Here is a 14,974-nt window from a genome sequence, read left to right on the forward strand (position 1 = left end):
AGGGGTTTTCTCTCGCCGGTGCAAGAACATCCCTGGGGTGATTTCACATCCTGCGGCGCGCCGGCGCTATTCCTCCACGGTGCCGGTGGCAAGGATGCGCTCGAGATCGTCCTCATCAAGCACGGGCACGCCAAGAGCCTCGGCCTTGGTGAGCTTGGAGCCCGCTTTGGGACCGGCGACCACATAGCTCGTCTTCTTGGACACCGACCCGGTCACCTTGGCGCCCAGCGCCTTCAGGGCAGCGCCCGCCTCGTCGCGCGTGCGGTTGACGAGCGTGCCGGTGAGCACAAACGTGAGGCCCGCAAGTGGCTGCGTCTCGACAAGGTCGGCCGTCACGCCCGTCTCGGCAGCCGCGCGACCGGCGGCCCCCGACAGGTCTTCCTCAAGCGTCAGACCGGCGGCGCGCAGGCGATCGAGCACCGCAAGGTTCTCAGGCACCGCCAAAAACTGCTTGACGCTCTGCGCGATCTTGGGACCGATGCCGTCGATGGCAGCGATGTCCTCCTCGCTCGCCAGCACGAGCTTGTCGATGGTAAGGAAGTGCTGCGCGATGAGCTCACCCACCGATTTGCCCACGTGTCTGATACCGAGCGCAAACAGCACGCGGCCGAGCGGCTGTGCCTTGGACTTCGTCAGCTCGTCGACAACCTTCGTCGCAATCGTCATGCCCACCGGAATCGGATCGCCGGCGCGCACGCCGCGGCGCTTATCGTCCTTAAGGTAGGTGCGACCGGTGTCGAGGGCCGCCACCGTCTCGGCGGTCAGGCTGTAGAAGTCGGCGACGTCGTGCAGCAGGCCCGCGTCGATCATCTTGTCCACGAGCTCCTCGCCCACGCCATCCACGTCCATGCAGCCACGGCTCACCCAGTGCAGCAGGCGCTCCTTGAGCTGGGCGGGACAGTCGATCGACACGCAGCGGTAGGCCACCTCGCCGTCCTCATGCACCACGGGCGCCCCGCACGCCGGGCAGGTCGCAGGCATGTGCCACTCGACGGCGCCTTCGGGGCGCTCGGCGAGCACCGGGCCCACGACCTCGGGGATCACGTCGCCCGCCTTGTGCACGACGATCGTATCGCCTTCGCGCACATCCTTGCGGTGCACCTCGTCCTCGTTGTGCAGCGTCGCGCGCGCAATGGTGGAGCCCGCCACCGTCACCGGGTCGAACTCGGCCACCGGGGTAAGCACGCCGGTGCGGCCCACCTGGATGCGAATCTCGCGCAGCACGGTCGTCTTCTCCTCCGGCGGGAACTTGAAGGCGATGGCCCAGCGCGGCGCGCGGGCGGTAAAGCCCAGCTCGTCCTGCTGATCGAAGCTGTCGACCTTCACGACCACGCCGTCGATGTCGTAGTCGAGGTCGCCACGATGCGCCAGCGCATCGGCGCAAAACGCGTGCACCTCCGCCGGCGTGGCGCAGCGCGCGACGTTGGGATTCACCGAGAAGCCCGCGTCACGCAGCCAGGCGAGGAAATCGAGCTGGGAGTCGACATGCAACGGCGCGGTATCGGCCACCGCGTACAGGAAGGTCGCCAGGTCGCGACGGGCGGTGACCTTGGGGTCCTTCTGGCGCAGACTGCCGGCGGCGGCGTTGCGCGGGTTGGCGAAGGGGGCACGGCCCTCGGCATCGGCCTCCTCGTTCAGGCGCACGAAGCTGCCTTTAGGCATGTAGACCTCGCCGCGCACCTCGATGGGCGTCTGCCGGTCGGCGCCCATGTGCGCAAGAGCCGTCTCGGACAGATGCGTGGGCACGTCGCGGATGGTGCGCACGTTGAGGGAGACGTCCTCGCCCGTCGTGCCGTCGCCGCGCGTCGCCGCGCGCACGAATGCGCCGTTCTCGTAGGTGAGCGCCACGCCCAGGCCGTCGATCTTGAGCTCGCAGGTGTAGGTAGCGTTACCTGCACCGAGGGCGTCCTCGGTGCGCTGCAGCCACTCGTCGAGTTCCTCGAGGTTCATCGCGTCGTCCATGGAGTACATGCGCGCCATGTGCGTCACGGGAGCGAACTGCTCGGACACGTAGCCGCCCACGCGCTGCGTGTAGGAATCAGGGGTCACCAGGTCCGGATAGGTCGCCTCGATCTGCTGAAGCTCCACGAGCAGCTTGTCGAAGGCGGCGTCGGTAATCTCGGGCGCGTCGAGGGCGTAGTAGCGATAGGCGTGGTAGTCGAGCAGATGGCGGAGCTCGGCGGCGCGCTCGGCGGCCTTCTTGTGCGCGGCGTCATCCGCCTTCGGGGCGGGCGCTTCCGCCTGCCCCGGGTTATCCAGCGTACCGTCACCAAATAAGCTCTGCTGCTCCGCCATGGCTTCCCTTCCGGTCGATTCCAGTCGGCCTATAGGGTACCACCTCGTCGCGATGAGCTCCTCCCATCAAGTCGGTCGCGTTCAGGCCTCCGTCAAAACGACGCCCCATCCCACGCGAACGTAACGACGAACAGCGCGCAGACGATGACCAAAAACGCCGCCCACCAAAACGAGAAGTACGGAAGAATCCAACGATACAAAACGGTGTCGGGCAGCGGGGTGCCGGGGCGCCTGCCCTCGATGAACGCGACGATCTCCAGAGCCGTCGCAAGGTCGCGGTCGCGCCGAACCTTCTGCGCGCGGAAGGCGCACACGCAAAACCATGTCAGCAGGATCAGGCGAAGGATGCCCGTCACGAACTCTATGCCCCGAAGGTCCACCGTCGAAAGCACCCGCTGTGCCGACGCCCCCACCGCGGCCTCGACGACGAGCGCCAGGAAGTAGATGGCGCTCGAGACGATCCACACGATGAGCGTATGGCGCGCGTCGGCCGTCTCGTCGATCATCCGCTGCACGTCCGCATCGAGCAGCTCGTCGACCGTGATGCCGAAAAAACCCGCGATGAGCTTCAGGCTCTCAACGTCGGGCAGCGTCCTGCCGCGCTCCCAGTTGCTCACCGTCTGCCGGGCGACGAAGACGCCGTGGGCGAAATCCTCCTGTGTGATGCCGCGCTCCTCGCGCAGGGCGCGAATCCGCATCCCGAGTTCCCGACCGACCATGGCGCGCCCTCCTTCACGCCCGCATCCATCCGTCGCACGACCGCACGGCGGCAATCTGCCTATACTATCCCCTCCTTGCCACCCGGACATGCGCCGCAGCGCCGCCAGCGGCATGTCCAACGTCTTTGACGGCCCCCGACCTGCGACGTTGACGGCGCCTTTACCCAAACCCGCGAAACGCCGACGTTCGATGGCGCCAATGGGCGGCTTTCGATGTCGGTCGGGGCGGCCGCATCCGACGCGCTCGCGCGGACCGGCGTCTTGACGCGCCCGCGACCGGGGATGCGCCGCATGCTCCGCGGCGGCGCCCATGCCGTCGCGCCTCACAAAAAACGGGGCGGCCTGTCGACCGCCCCGCCCCTCATGCGGATTCGCTCATGGTGGTCGCCGGCCGCACGCCGGCAGCACGGCCCTTACCAGCCGCCGTTACCGCCAGCGCCGCCCCGGCCGAGCAGCTCCTCGAGCAGCTCGCGCAGCTGCTCGTCGGACAGCTCGTTGCCGGGCTGGTCGGTCGAGCTGTCCTGGGACTCCTGCAGGGCCTCGTCGGATCCGAGCGTGACCTTCACGTCGAGCCGCTCGTCGCCGCGCACGACCGTGAGCGTCACGTCGTCGCCGACCTCGTGCTCGCGCAGCGCGATGATCAGGCCGTCGGCGGAGGTGACCTCCTCGCCGTCGAGCGCGGCGATGATGTCGCCCGCTTGGATGCCTGCCTCGGCAGCCGGGCCGCCCTCGGTGACCTCGTTGACGTAGGCGCCGTACTCGACCGGAAGCCCGTTCTGGCGTGCGTTCAGGGCGTTGACCGTGGTCAGGGTGATGCCCAGATATGGATGGACGGGAGTCTTCCCATCGATGATCTGATTGGCGATATCGATGGCGTAGTTGACGGGAATGGCGAAGCCCACGCCCGAGCTCGAGCCCGAGTAGCTCTCGATGATGGAGTTGATGCCCACGAGCTCGCCGTTGTCGTTGACGAGCGCGCCGCCGGAGTTACCCGGGTTGATGGCGGCGTCGGTCTGAATCATGTTGGCGTAGATGGTCGTGCCGTTGGTCGAGGCCATGGCCGTCGAGCGGTACAGGGCGCTCACGATGCCGGTTGAGACGGACTGCTCGTTGCCAAACGGGCTGCCGATCGCCATAACCCACTCGCCGACCGCCAGCTCGTCGGAGTCGCCGATCTCGATGGGCGTCAGCACGGCAGGGTCGACGTCCTTCAGGCGAATGACCGCAAGGTCGCTCGACTCGTCGGAGCCGACGAGCTCGGCCTCGTAGCTCGAGCCGTCGTCAAGCGTGACGACGATGCCCGTCGCGCCCTTGACCACGTGGTAATTGGTGAGGATGTTGCCGTCCTTGTCCAAGATCACGCCCGAGCCGATGTTGCCGGAGCTCTCCTGCGAGGCGCCCATCATGCCGGAGGAGTTCTGAATCTCGGTGGTGATGGAGACGACCGAGGGCAACGCCTTGGCCGAAACCGCTTCGGCGAGCGTGGTGTCCTCGGCATCAATCTCGATGGTCTGCGTGCCCGAAGACGGGGTGACGGCGGTCACGCTGCCGCCGCGGTCGATATCGAGCGCACCGGTCATCACCAGCGCGATCACCAGCACCGCACCCACGGCGAGGCCGCCCAGCGCGCTCAGGAAGACGGGAAGCTTCTTGGTCTTGGTTTTGACCACCGTGCGGCTCATGGTCTCCACGGCGGGAGCGGCATGGGCGCCGAAGGCGGTGTACGGGGAGCCCGTCGCGGCGGCGCCGGACGCCTGCTCGGGCGTCGTCGGCGTCGGTTCAACCTGAACGCGCGGCTGCGCGGCCGCCGCATCGTATTGGCCCTCAGGGCGCTGAGGCGTGTTATCGCTCATATCGGCACGTCCTTTCCAGAACAGCTCGTTGGCTACAGAAAACCAGAAACGGTTGTACCCCAACAGGGGACGCACGGCGCGTCCACAGGTTCATGTTAAGTGAAAAGCAAGATTCGGCACAGCGGATCGCTCAGCTCAAAATGCAACTGAGGCCGGACGCGCCTGCGATCCGACCTCAGCATGGATAGCGTCTCGAACGGGAAATGCATGCCTGTCCCCATGTTCCCGCTAACCCTTGAACAGGTAGCCCACGCCGCGCACGGTGGTGATGTGGGCGGCGATCTGCGGGCCCACCTTGGAACGGATGCGACGAATGTGCACGTCGACGGTGCGGGTGCCGCCGCAATACTCGAATCCCCAGACGCGGTGCAGCAGCACCTCGCGGCTGTACGCCCGGTTGGGATGCATGGCCAAAAACGAGAGCAGCGAGTATTCCATGAGGGTGAGGTCCACCGGCTGATCATCCAGATACACCTGGTAGGTGGCCAGATTGATCGTCATGTTGTCCACGCGCAGCACGTCATCGACAGACAGCGCGTCCTCCTCGCCCATCAGGCGCCGCGCGCGCACCTCGAGCTCGGCCTCGCTTGCCCCGGAGCAGATGAAGTCGCAGCGCGAGCGGGCGGGCAGGTGCAGACCGGACAAGCCGTCATCGTCCACCATGACGAGCATGGGGATGTTGCCGCGCTCGTCGAGCCATTTGGCGATCTGCTCGATGCGATCGTTGCGGATGCCGTCCGCATCGAGGATCAGCAGGTCAAAGTCGCGCGAGGCGGTCGGCGAGTCAGGGGTGGCGGCGTTGACCTCGACGCCCATGGTCGAGGAGAGCGTGTTCGCGAAATCGTAGTAGCGCGTCGTCCGCGCCATGTACAATACGTTCTTTTCGGACATATCACCACCCTCTCAGGTGACATCATAGCAGGTCGAAGAGGTCATAGGGCCTGGCAGGATCAACTCGGGCCGCAGTGGCGCCGCGCGCCGGCCTCACGCGGCGGCGACGCGCAGGGCCCTTACGAGCTTGCCAGATACTGGTTGAGCTCCCACTCGGTGATGTTGGAGGTGTACTTCTCCCACTCCTTGCGCTTCTTCTTGAGGAAGAAGCTGTGGATGTGCTCGCCCAGCGCATCCTTCATGAGCAGGGAGTTCTCGAAGATATCGAGGGCCTCCTCGAGGTTGCGCGGCAGCGGGGCGCATCCGAGCTCGCGCAGCTCGACGTCGGACAAGCCGGCGTCGGTGAGCTCGGTCTCGGCCGGCAGGCGCAGCCCGCGCTTGATGCCATCGAGGCCAGCGGCGAGCGTCACCGCGCAGGCCAGATAAGGGTTGGCCATCGGATCGGGGCTGCGCAGCTCGATGCGGGTCGAGAGCTGCTTGCCCGGCTTGTAGATGGGGATACGGATCATCGCGGCGCGGTTGCGCAGGCCCCATGTGGCGTGCGTGGGCGTCGGCGAGCTGTTCTTGCCCGTGGCAAGGCGCTTATACGAGTTCACCGTAGGATTGGTGATGGCCGAGATCTCGCCGGCGTGCATGAGGATGCCCGCCATGTAGCTCTTGGCGATCGGCGACAGGTGATACACCGGGTCGTCTTCGCCGTAGAACACGTTGTTGCCGTCGTAGTCGAACAGCGACTGGTGCAAAAACATCGCCGAGGACGCCTCACCCGCGATGGGCTTGGGCATGAACGACGCGTGGACGCCGGCCTCGAAGGCCTCGAGGCGGATGATGTGCTTGGCCGTCATGATGGCGTCGGACATCGTGAGCGCCTCGGCGTGGCGCAGCGAGATGCCGTGCTGCGAGGGGCCGGACGAATGGAACGTGTACTCCACCGGCACGCTCATCTTCTCGAGCGTGAGCACGGTGTTGCGGCGCACGTCGCGCGCCGAATCGGCGGGAAGCAGATCGAAGTAGCCCACGCGGTCGAGCGGCTCGGGCGTGTGCTCGTCGGGGAAATAGTAGAACTCGAGCTCCGTGCCGACGTTCATGAGGAAGCCGGCCTCTTCAGCCTTGTGGAACATGCGGCGCAGGCAGTAGCGCGGATCGCCGTCAAACGGCTTGCGGTCGGGCGTGCACACGTCGCAGAAGATGCGCGCCACGCCGTCGCTCGACGGACGCCACGGCAGAACCTGGAACGTGGAGGGATCGGGGAAGGCGAGCATGTCGGCCTCCTCCGGCGCTGTGAAGCCCTCGATGGCCGAGCCGTCGAAGCCGATGCCCTCCTCGAAAGCGACCTCGAGGTCCTCGGGGCTGATGGCGAAGCTCTTCAGGCGACCGAGCACATCGACGAACCACAGGCGGACGAAGCGGATGTCGCGCTCCTCGACGGTACGGAGAACGAAATCGATGTTCTGGCTCTTATCCATGGGACACCCTTCCGAATCGCGTAAAACCGATCGAAACGAATTTCAAACGCCCATTGTCACATATCTATGTTTCGGCAGGGTTTCGTAGCAAAACAGGGATGCGCACGAAGTTGGTCCGAGCGTCTTTTCGCTCGGATGGCGCGACTGCGCTCCCGCGATACCGTGCGGGTTTGGGGCAGAGGCTCTTCACATGGATGGTGCAATCCGAGACGTGGCTGCGCCACCGCAATGCCGTGCGCATTGGGGCAAGAGTCTCGCGCGGACGGCGCGCTTCTGCCGCTCACGTGAAGGGTCTCGGCACCCATTTCCCGCGAGCTCCAGCTTCCATTTCGCGCGAGCCCTAGCCCCGTTTCACTCGCTACTTGACTCCGCGGCCCAGTTCCTCGGTCACCTTGTCGATGCCTTTACACGCCGGACAGCTCTTACGCTGTGCGCTCGAGCAGCTCCCCGAGCACGTACCGCCCTGTGCGCAGTCCGCGCAGCTCCCTTTGCGCTTGACGCGCACGCACACCGCCACAAACGCCACGGCAATCACGACAAGGATAACGATATCGATAAGGGACATGGTTCCTCCCTAGTGTTAGCTTAGTAGAACTTTACCCTATTTCCACACGTGGTACTGCTGACAGGCTGACGAAACACAATTTGTGCCCACGGGTTTGTCTCAGTTATGGCCCTGTAACTGAGACAAACCCGTGGGGAAAAATCGGGGAAGCCTACCAGCTCGATGGCGTCCGGGACAAGATGGCAGCAGCGGGCCTGGGAGCGCGAGTTGTGGAACCTGCACGGAACTTTTCCGGATACGCGCGCGGCGCAACACCGCACGCGTGTCCGTCGCACCATGTTTCAGCAGGTAGATGCACTCATATTGATGCTGGTAAGCATCTGTGCAGCCATCGGAAACCCTTTTGTAGGCATCAGACGGAATGTTGTCGAAAACCCTGGCATATGGTCTGCCTCCCTAGGCGAAAAGGAGGCAACCATGCGAGCAAACAGAGGCATCGAGGCCAAGCTCGACCAATCGGAAGACGCGATGCGCTGGCTCGCACCCAGCAACCGGGCCGAATACCAAGTGCTACGTCGCCGAACCGTCGCAGGAGATTTGCGCGAACCGTTTCCGGGCCTCTTCGGGCGCGCGGGGACATACGGGTCGCTAGGCCCGCGCGGCTGCGCGTACCGAACCCTCAAAACGCTTGCCCACCTGCATCCGGACTGGTGCTTCTGCTCGTTTTCAGCTGCCGTGCTTCATGGCATCCACGTCCCCTTCGCCTACCTTGGCCCCGTTCACCTTGCCGTCTCACCCGGCCGCTACAACACCAGCTCGAGGGCGATCACGCGCCATGAGCGCAAGCACGAAGCCGCGCGTGTCGAAGAAGCCCTTGTGACGCCGATCGACGAGACGGTAACGGACTGCCTGTGCGCCGCACCGTTTGCCGACGGCCTCGCGATTGCCGACTCGGCGCTTCACTGGCATCTGACCTCACCCAGCCAGCTCAAAAACCATCTTTCCGACCACGGCAGATGGCGCAAGGGCATCGTGCAAGCGCGCAGAGTTCTTATGTATGCCGATGGCCGCGCGGAGAGCGGAGGGGAATCCCTTGTGCGGGCCATCATCATCGACGCAGGCTTCGTCCTGCCCGAGCTTCAGGTGGAGATGGACGATCCCTTGGGCAGTAGATCCTTCGTTCGCGTCGATTTTTACTGGCTTCTGGCTGGCGGGCGCGTGATCGTTCTGGAGTTCGACGGGCTGCAAAAATACCTGTCCCACGACCCGGAACAGCCTCATGCAACGAAAAAAGACGTCAGAAACGCCATCAAGAAGCTTTCAGACGAACGCGCCCGGGAATCTCGCATCAACCTGACGGGAGCTACGGTGATTCGCCTGACATCGCGGGAAGCGCGCGACGCGTCGTACGTCGTCAAGCTGCTCGAACGCGCCGGGGTACCGCGGAGATGAGCCGCCGCCGCGTGCGGGTATTGGCAGCAAGCGGATGCCGGCAGCAGGCGGGCACCGGCAGCAAGCGGGTACCAATTTTATCCCCACGGGTTTGTCTCAGTTACGGACGCATAACTGAGACAAACCCGTAGGGAAAAATCGCAGAAGCAGCTTCCGGGATGCATCCAGGAAGAACGCACCGCCTGCAGCGCGAAAAATGCTGCAAAGATGACCTGCCGATCGAGATGCGCGCCGGCACCACCTGCGAAAACGGAGCGCGCCGGCACCGATTGCGGGCACGAGGCGCCGGCGCCGATTGCGGGCACGGCGCACCAAAAAACGTGCCGCCTGCGGACACGGGCCCGCAGGCGGCACATCAGAGGGGAGACAACCTGACAGTCAGAAGCGCTTACGCGACGGCTCCAGCGGCAGTCGACGTGGGCGCCTTATCGTCGTCCCATGCCCACTTGGGCATCGGGCGCACCAGCTGGAACACGATGGCGGCGGCGAAGGCGATGGCCACGACGGTCCACACGCTGAAGACGCCGGTCGCGAGCAGGTAGAACTGGTTGATCATCAGGCCCACGACCCACGCGAACGCGCACTCGTACCCGATCGCGATCGCGGTCCACTTGCCCGAGTTCATCTGGGCGCGGATGGTACCCATGGCCGCAAAGCACGGGGCGCACAGCAGGTTGAATGCGCCGAATGCGGCGATGGCGCCCATGGTCGGGAACATGCCGGCGAAGGCGACCCACAGGTTCGGATCGGTCTCGGTGCCGTCGGCGATGTGCAGCAGCGAGCTCGCGGTCGCCACGACGTTCTCCTTGGCTACAAGGCCGGTGATGGACATGGCCGTCGCCTGCCAGGAATCGAAGCCCAGCGGGGCGAAGATGAAGGCGATGGCGCCGCCGACCATGGCGAGCACGGAGTAGTTGGTGAACTCCTCGGGGATGCCCTCCATGGCGGGCAAAAAGCCGAACGCGCCGTCGTACACGCCGAAGTTCGTGAGGAACCACACCACGACCGTGGAGGCGAAGATGATCGTGAACGCCTTCTTGATGTAGGCCGAGACGCGCTCCCAGACATGCAGCCACCAGGAGCGGATCGACGGGAAGTGGTAGCTCGGCAGCTCCATCACGAACGGCGTGGGGCGGCCGGCGAACAGCTTCGTCTTCTTGAGCATGATGCCCGAGGCGATGACCGCGATGACGCCCAGGAAGTAGAACAGCGGGCTGATCCAGCTGGCCTCGGCATCGCCCACCATGGCGCCCATGAGCAGCGCGATGATGGGGAGCTTCGCGCCGCAGGGGATGAACGTCGTGGTCATGACCGTCATGCGGCGGTCCTTCTCGTTCTCGATGGTCTTGGTGGCGAGCACGCCGGGCACGCCGCAGCCCGTGGAGACGAGCATGGGGATGAAGCTCTTGCCGGACAGGCCGAAGCGGCGGAACACGCGGTCCATCACGAAGGCGACGCGCGCCATGTAGCCGCAGTCCTCGAGAAAGGAGAGCAGCACGAACAGGACGAACATCTGCGGGATGAAGCCGAGCACCGCGCCCACGCCGGCGACGATGCCGTCGAGCACGAGGCTCTGCACGAGCGGGCTCGCACCGGCGGCGGTAAGCCAACCCTCGATGGCGCCGGGGATGGACGGGAACGCCATGCCGAACAGCTCGAAGCCCTCGCCGAACAGGTTGTCGTTCACCCAGTCGGTACCGGCGGTGCCGAAGGCGTCCGCACCGGTGGCGATCGCGTAGACCGCCCACATGATGAGAATGAAGATCGGCAGGCCGAGGATGCGGTTCGTGACGATGCGGTCGATCTTCTCGGAGGTGCTCATGCGCGCCGGGGCCTTCTTGAGGCAGCCGTCGATCACGTGCGCGATGACGGCGTAGCGCTCGGAGGTGATGATGGACTCCGCGTCGTCGTCGCAATCGGTCTCGCACTGCGCGATGAGCTGCTCGACCTGGGCGGCGTGATCCTTGGTGAGGCTGACGACGCGCGCCGCGTCCTCGTCGCGCTCAAAGAGCTTGACCGCCCAGTAGCGGCGCTTGTTCGCCGGCACGGATGCCGGCAGCAGGTCCTCGATCTTGGTGAGGACATCCTCGATCGCGGAGTCAAAGCGGTGCTCCGGCACGTTGCCCTTCGCGGCGGCTGTGCGCTTCGCCTCGGCGATGAGCTGGTCGACACCCTTGTTGCGCAGCGCCGAGATCATCACGACCGGGCAGCCGAGGCTCTTGGAGAGCGCCGCGGTGTCGATCTTGTCGCCGCTCTTCTCAACGAGGTCCGCCATGTTAAGCGCTGCGACTACGGGGAGTCCGGTCTCGACGACCTGAAGCGCCAGATACAGGTTGCGCTCGAGGTTCGTGGCGTCGATGACCTGGATCACGACGTTAGGCTCGCCGCTCATGAGGTAGTCGCGCGAAACCCGCTCCTCCGGGCTGTAGGGGGAAAGCGAGTAGATTCCGGGGAGGTCGGTGACGCGCACGCTCTTGTCGCTGATGAGCGTGGCCTCCTTCTTTTCAACCGTGACGCCCGGCCAGTTGCCGACATAGCCGTTCTGGCCGGTGATCAGGTTAAAAAGTGTGGTTTTGCCGCAGTTGGGGTTACCCGCCAACGCGACGTGAAGCTGTGAAGACGCCATGCGTTCCTTCTTCCATAAGGCTTTGAAACTTGGATAAGCTGCTGAGCCAGCCCTTCTGCGATGGGTTGGTTGGGGACGTGCTCCGTTCAACCCATTTTGGGTCGGTTGGGGACGTGTTCCGTTCAACCCATCCGCCGTGTCGGCGCCCCTGAACGCAGGATGCGCCTTCGCATCAACCCATACTGTTAGAAATAGCTAACTCTACCTGTGCAAATGGCCCGTACGATGCCGCTAAGCGACCTCGACGATGGCCGCCTCCTCCTTGCGGATGGAAAGCTCGTAGCCGCGAACGGTGATCTGGATGGGATCGCCCAGCGGAGCGACCTTCACGACCTTGAACTGCGTTCCCTTAATGAGGCCGAGATCCATCAGGTGGCGACGGAGCGCCCCTGCACCGTGCAGCTTGACGATGGTCGAGCTATCGCCCACCGCCACATCTCCCAGTGTCTTCATGTCCTTCCCCCTTTCCTGCGCTCTCGAAGGGCGCGGCACCGCCGAGCGCCCCTATGCCGTCATAATGCGCTGCGCCACTTTGGCATCCAAACCAAAACGGGCGCCTTTGACCATCACGATGATGTTGGAGCCGCTCGAAGACACCACGTGCACCTCGGAGCCCTCGACGAATCCGATATTGGCCAGATGGCGCTTCATATCGGCATCACCGCGCAGCTTGGTCACGGTAGCGGTCTCCCCGGCGCGCCGCAAAGACAGCGGCATGGCGGGCATATGGACTGCGGAAGCCATATCGCCTGGCGCCTCCCTTCATCGTCCGGTCATGCTGGAAACAGGGGCAGGGCGATAAGTTAGCCATGTCTATGTTTCCATCGGTAAACTAACACACGTCTAACTTTTTGTGAAGGGATATCGGACAACTCAGCCAAAAAAGTTACCTGTGGCATACATTTGTGACAACAGGGGTAGCATTTACCCGGCCGCACACAAAGGCCCGAGTGCTCTTCCGCATGCGAGGAGCCGGCCGAAGGCTTTGAGCAGGTCGTGACCTTCTACGGCTGGGTGCTCTTTCACATGCGAGAGGCCGGGGCGGGCACGCCCGCGTAAAACGTGCCGGGCGTGCTTTCGCCAAGGGTAAACCTGCCTGCAGAAAGCGCAGGGGCGTCGGCCGCGATTTCATCTGCGCAGGAAATGCGCGAAGGCAATGCAGGCGAGAACCGGGGCGCACAGGGCGTCGGGACGGGTGGCCGGGGGGTGAACCCCACTTTCGCTCCCCATCGTCCCGCCGCCCTGTAGCCGCCGCGCTCCCCTAGCCGAGCAGCGCGAGCACACGGCGCTTGTGCTCCAAGAACTCCTCAGTCAGGGCAAAGCCAGTACGCTCAACACGCGGACACGCGATGCGCTCGGAGCCCACGATTCGCGTCGGCTGCCCCGCCTGCGGGGCGCCGCGCATCACAAAGATCTCGTCGGCAAGCTCGAGCGCTTCGTCCACGTCGTGGGTCACCACGAGCGCCGTGGTACCGAAGCGCTCGGCAACATCAAGGAACCAGGCGTGCATATCGGCCTTCGTGAAGGCATCGAGCGCCGAGAACGGCTCGTCGAGCAGCATGAACTCCTGACTGAACAGGTAGCTGCGCAGAAGAGCGGCGCGCTGGCGCATACCGCCGGAAAGCTCGGCGGGCCAGCGATCGGCCGTGCCGGCAAGGCCAAAGGTGTCGAACAGCTCGAGCGCTTGGGCGCGTGCCCGGTCCCGCGGCACACCACGCAACACGAGCGGCAGCGCCACGTTGTCCGCGATGGTCTTCTCCGGCAGCAGGAGATCTTTTTGAAGCATGTACGCGAGCTGCCCGGGCTCGCCGGTAATGTCGCGCCCATCGAGGAGCACGTGGCCGGCATCGGGCAGCGACAGGCCCGCCACCACATGGAACAGCGTCGTCTTGCCGCAACCGGACGGCCCCAGCAGGCAGACGATGTGTCCCGACGCCACCGTCAGGCTCACGTCGTCGAGCACCTGGACCCCGTCGAACGCCACGCTCACGCGCTCTACCTCAAGCTGTGCCACAATTCCTCCCTCTGGGAAAAAGTGCCTGTCCCTTTTTCCCATCTACTGGATGAACTGGGTGTCGAGGCCCGCACCGGCCTCGATGGTCGGCGCGAAGCCCTGCTCGCTCACCCATGCGAAGAACGCATCCCAGCGGTCCTGGTCGATCATGCCCCACTGCGCGGCGTCGGCCTGATACTGGTCGGCCAGGTACTCCTGGCTCGCACGCACAAGCTCTTCATCGAGCTCGGGCGCGGCATCAAGCAGCGCCTTGGCGGCGGCGTCCGGGTCGGCGATGCAGTCCTCGTAGCCGCGGCGCGTCGCGTCCACAAACGCCTGCACGGTATCGGGGTCGTCGGCAATCAGGTCGTTGTTGGCGATAACGACAGGAGTGTAGAAATCAAAGACCGGGTCGATGTCGGCAAACGCGAAGTAATTGGTGTCGAGGCCGGCAAGCTCGCACTTCACGCCCGCCCACGCCCAGTAGATCCAGATGGTGTCGACCTGGTCGGTCTGAAGCGCCGTCACCTCGTCGGTCACGGTCGAGGGAATCATCTGCACGCGAGAGAAGTCGCCGCCGTCCGCCTCGACGCAGCGACGGATGACGCCCTGCTCGATAGGGCCCTCCCACGTGGCGTAGGTGTGGTCCATCATGGCGGCGGGATGCGTGATGCCCTTCTCGGCGCGGCTGATGATGCCCGAGGTGTTGTGCTGGATGATGGAGGCCACAGCGCTCACGGGCAGCACGCTGTCGCCCGAGACGTAGCTCGCCATGGTGTCCTGGAAGCTCACGCCGAACTGCGCGTCGCCCGTGGCGACGAGCGCGTCCGCGCCGTTCTCGGGCGCCTGGACGATCTCGACCTCAAGGCCGGCATCCTGGTAGTAGCCGTTCGCGGCGGCCACGTATACGCCGGTGTGGTTGGTGTTGGGCGTCCAGTCGAGCGCGAAGGTGATCTTCTTCAGACCCGAGGCCGAAGCCGATGCGCCGGCGCTGCCCGCGGTTGCGCTCTGGCCGCCCGAGCAACCGGCGAGTGCGACGGCACCGAGGGCGGCGGCCCCCGCCAGACCGGCGCGGACGAACCCGCGGCGCGACACGGCGCGGCGGGCGATCATCTGGTCGATGGTTTGGATGCGGTGCATATCGTTCTCCTTATATGAATGGAAGTCGTTCAAA

Annotated in this window: 12 protein-coding genes; 1 reads left to right on the forward strand and 11 read right to left on the reverse strand. The window is 64.8% G+C overall.

Annotation, left to right across the window (positions count from 1 at the left end; genetic code table 11):
- Positions 1–66 precede the first annotated feature (66 nt).
- The 6 genes from ligA to QUW00_RS07920 form a co-directional block, all read right to left on the reverse strand.
- Complete coding sequence (gene ligA / locus QUW00_RS07895) at positions 67–2,295, reverse strand: NAD-dependent DNA ligase LigA (RefSeq protein ID WP_289613840.1); 2,229 nt, start codon at positions 2,293–2,295, stop codon at positions 67–69.
- A gap of 92 nt (positions 2,296–2,387) precedes the next feature.
- Positions 2,388–3,014: a helix-turn-helix domain-containing protein gene (locus tag QUW00_RS07900; RefSeq protein ID WP_289613841.1), complete on the reverse strand. Its 627-nt coding sequence runs from the start codon at positions 3,012–3,014 to the stop codon at positions 2,388–2,390.
- Between the two features lie 413 nt (positions 3,015–3,427).
- A complete protein-coding gene (locus tag QUW00_RS07905; protein ID WP_289613842.1) occupies positions 3,428–4,867 on the reverse strand; it encodes a S1C family serine protease in 1,440 nt (479 codons plus the stop codon).
- 228 nt (positions 4,868–5,095) lie between these two features.
- A complete protein-coding gene (locus QUW00_RS07910) occupies positions 5,096–5,758 on the reverse strand; it encodes a winged helix-turn-helix domain-containing protein (RefSeq protein WP_289613843.1) in 663 nt (220 codons plus the stop codon).
- A 119-nt stretch (positions 5,759–5,877) separates the two neighbouring features.
- Positions 5,878–7,224 (reverse strand): glutamine synthetase family protein, encoded by a 1,347-nt coding sequence (locus QUW00_RS07915; protein WP_289613844.1) that lies wholly within the window; start codon positions 7,222–7,224, stop codon positions 5,878–5,880.
- 358 nt (positions 7,225–7,582) lie between these two features.
- A complete protein-coding gene (locus tag QUW00_RS07920) occupies positions 7,583–7,789 on the reverse strand; it encodes a hypothetical protein (RefSeq protein WP_289613845.1) in 207 nt (68 codons plus the stop codon).
- Between the two features lie 417 nt (positions 7,790–8,206).
- Between QUW00_RS07920 and QUW00_RS07925 the strand changes: the two genes are divergently transcribed.
- Positions 8,207–9,181 carry a hypothetical protein gene (locus QUW00_RS07925; RefSeq protein WP_289613846.1) on the forward strand — a complete coding sequence of 325 codons (975 nt, stop codon included), beginning with the start codon at positions 8,207–8,209 and terminating at the stop codon, positions 9,179–9,181.
- 388 nt (positions 9,182–9,569) lie between these two features.
- Here the strand turns inward: QUW00_RS07925 and feoB are convergent, their stop codons facing one another.
- The 5 genes from feoB to QUW00_RS07950 form a co-directional block, all read right to left on the reverse strand.
- Positions 9,570–11,807, reverse strand: a complete 2,238-nt coding sequence (gene feoB, locus QUW00_RS07930; protein WP_289613847.1) for a ferrous iron transport protein B — start codon at positions 11,805–11,807, stop codon at positions 9,570–9,572.
- 231 nt (positions 11,808–12,038) lie between these two features.
- Positions 12,039–12,260, reverse strand: a complete 222-nt coding sequence (locus QUW00_RS07935; RefSeq protein ID WP_289613848.1) for a FeoA family protein — start codon at positions 12,258–12,260, stop codon at positions 12,039–12,041.
- Positions 12,261–12,311: 51 nt separating this feature from the next.
- Complete coding sequence (locus tag QUW00_RS07940) at positions 12,312–12,551, reverse strand: FeoA family protein (RefSeq protein WP_289613849.1); 240 nt, start codon at positions 12,549–12,551, stop codon at positions 12,312–12,314.
- 517 nt (positions 12,552–13,068) lie between these two features.
- Positions 13,069–13,821: an ABC transporter ATP-binding protein gene (locus QUW00_RS07945; RefSeq protein ID WP_289613850.1), complete on the reverse strand. Its 753-nt coding sequence runs from the start codon at positions 13,819–13,821 to the stop codon at positions 13,069–13,071.
- A 42-nt stretch (positions 13,822–13,863) separates the two neighbouring features.
- Positions 13,864–14,940, reverse strand: coding sequence for an ABC transporter substrate-binding protein (locus QUW00_RS07950; protein ID WP_289613851.1), 1,077 nt, complete (start codon positions 14,938–14,940; stop codon positions 13,864–13,866).
- Between the last annotated feature and the right edge of the window lie 34 nt (positions 14,941–14,974).

The organism is Collinsella tanakaei, from assembly GCF_030373545.1.
Lineage (GTDB): Bacteria > Actinomycetota > Coriobacteriia > Coriobacteriales > Coriobacteriaceae > Collinsella > Collinsella tanakaei_C.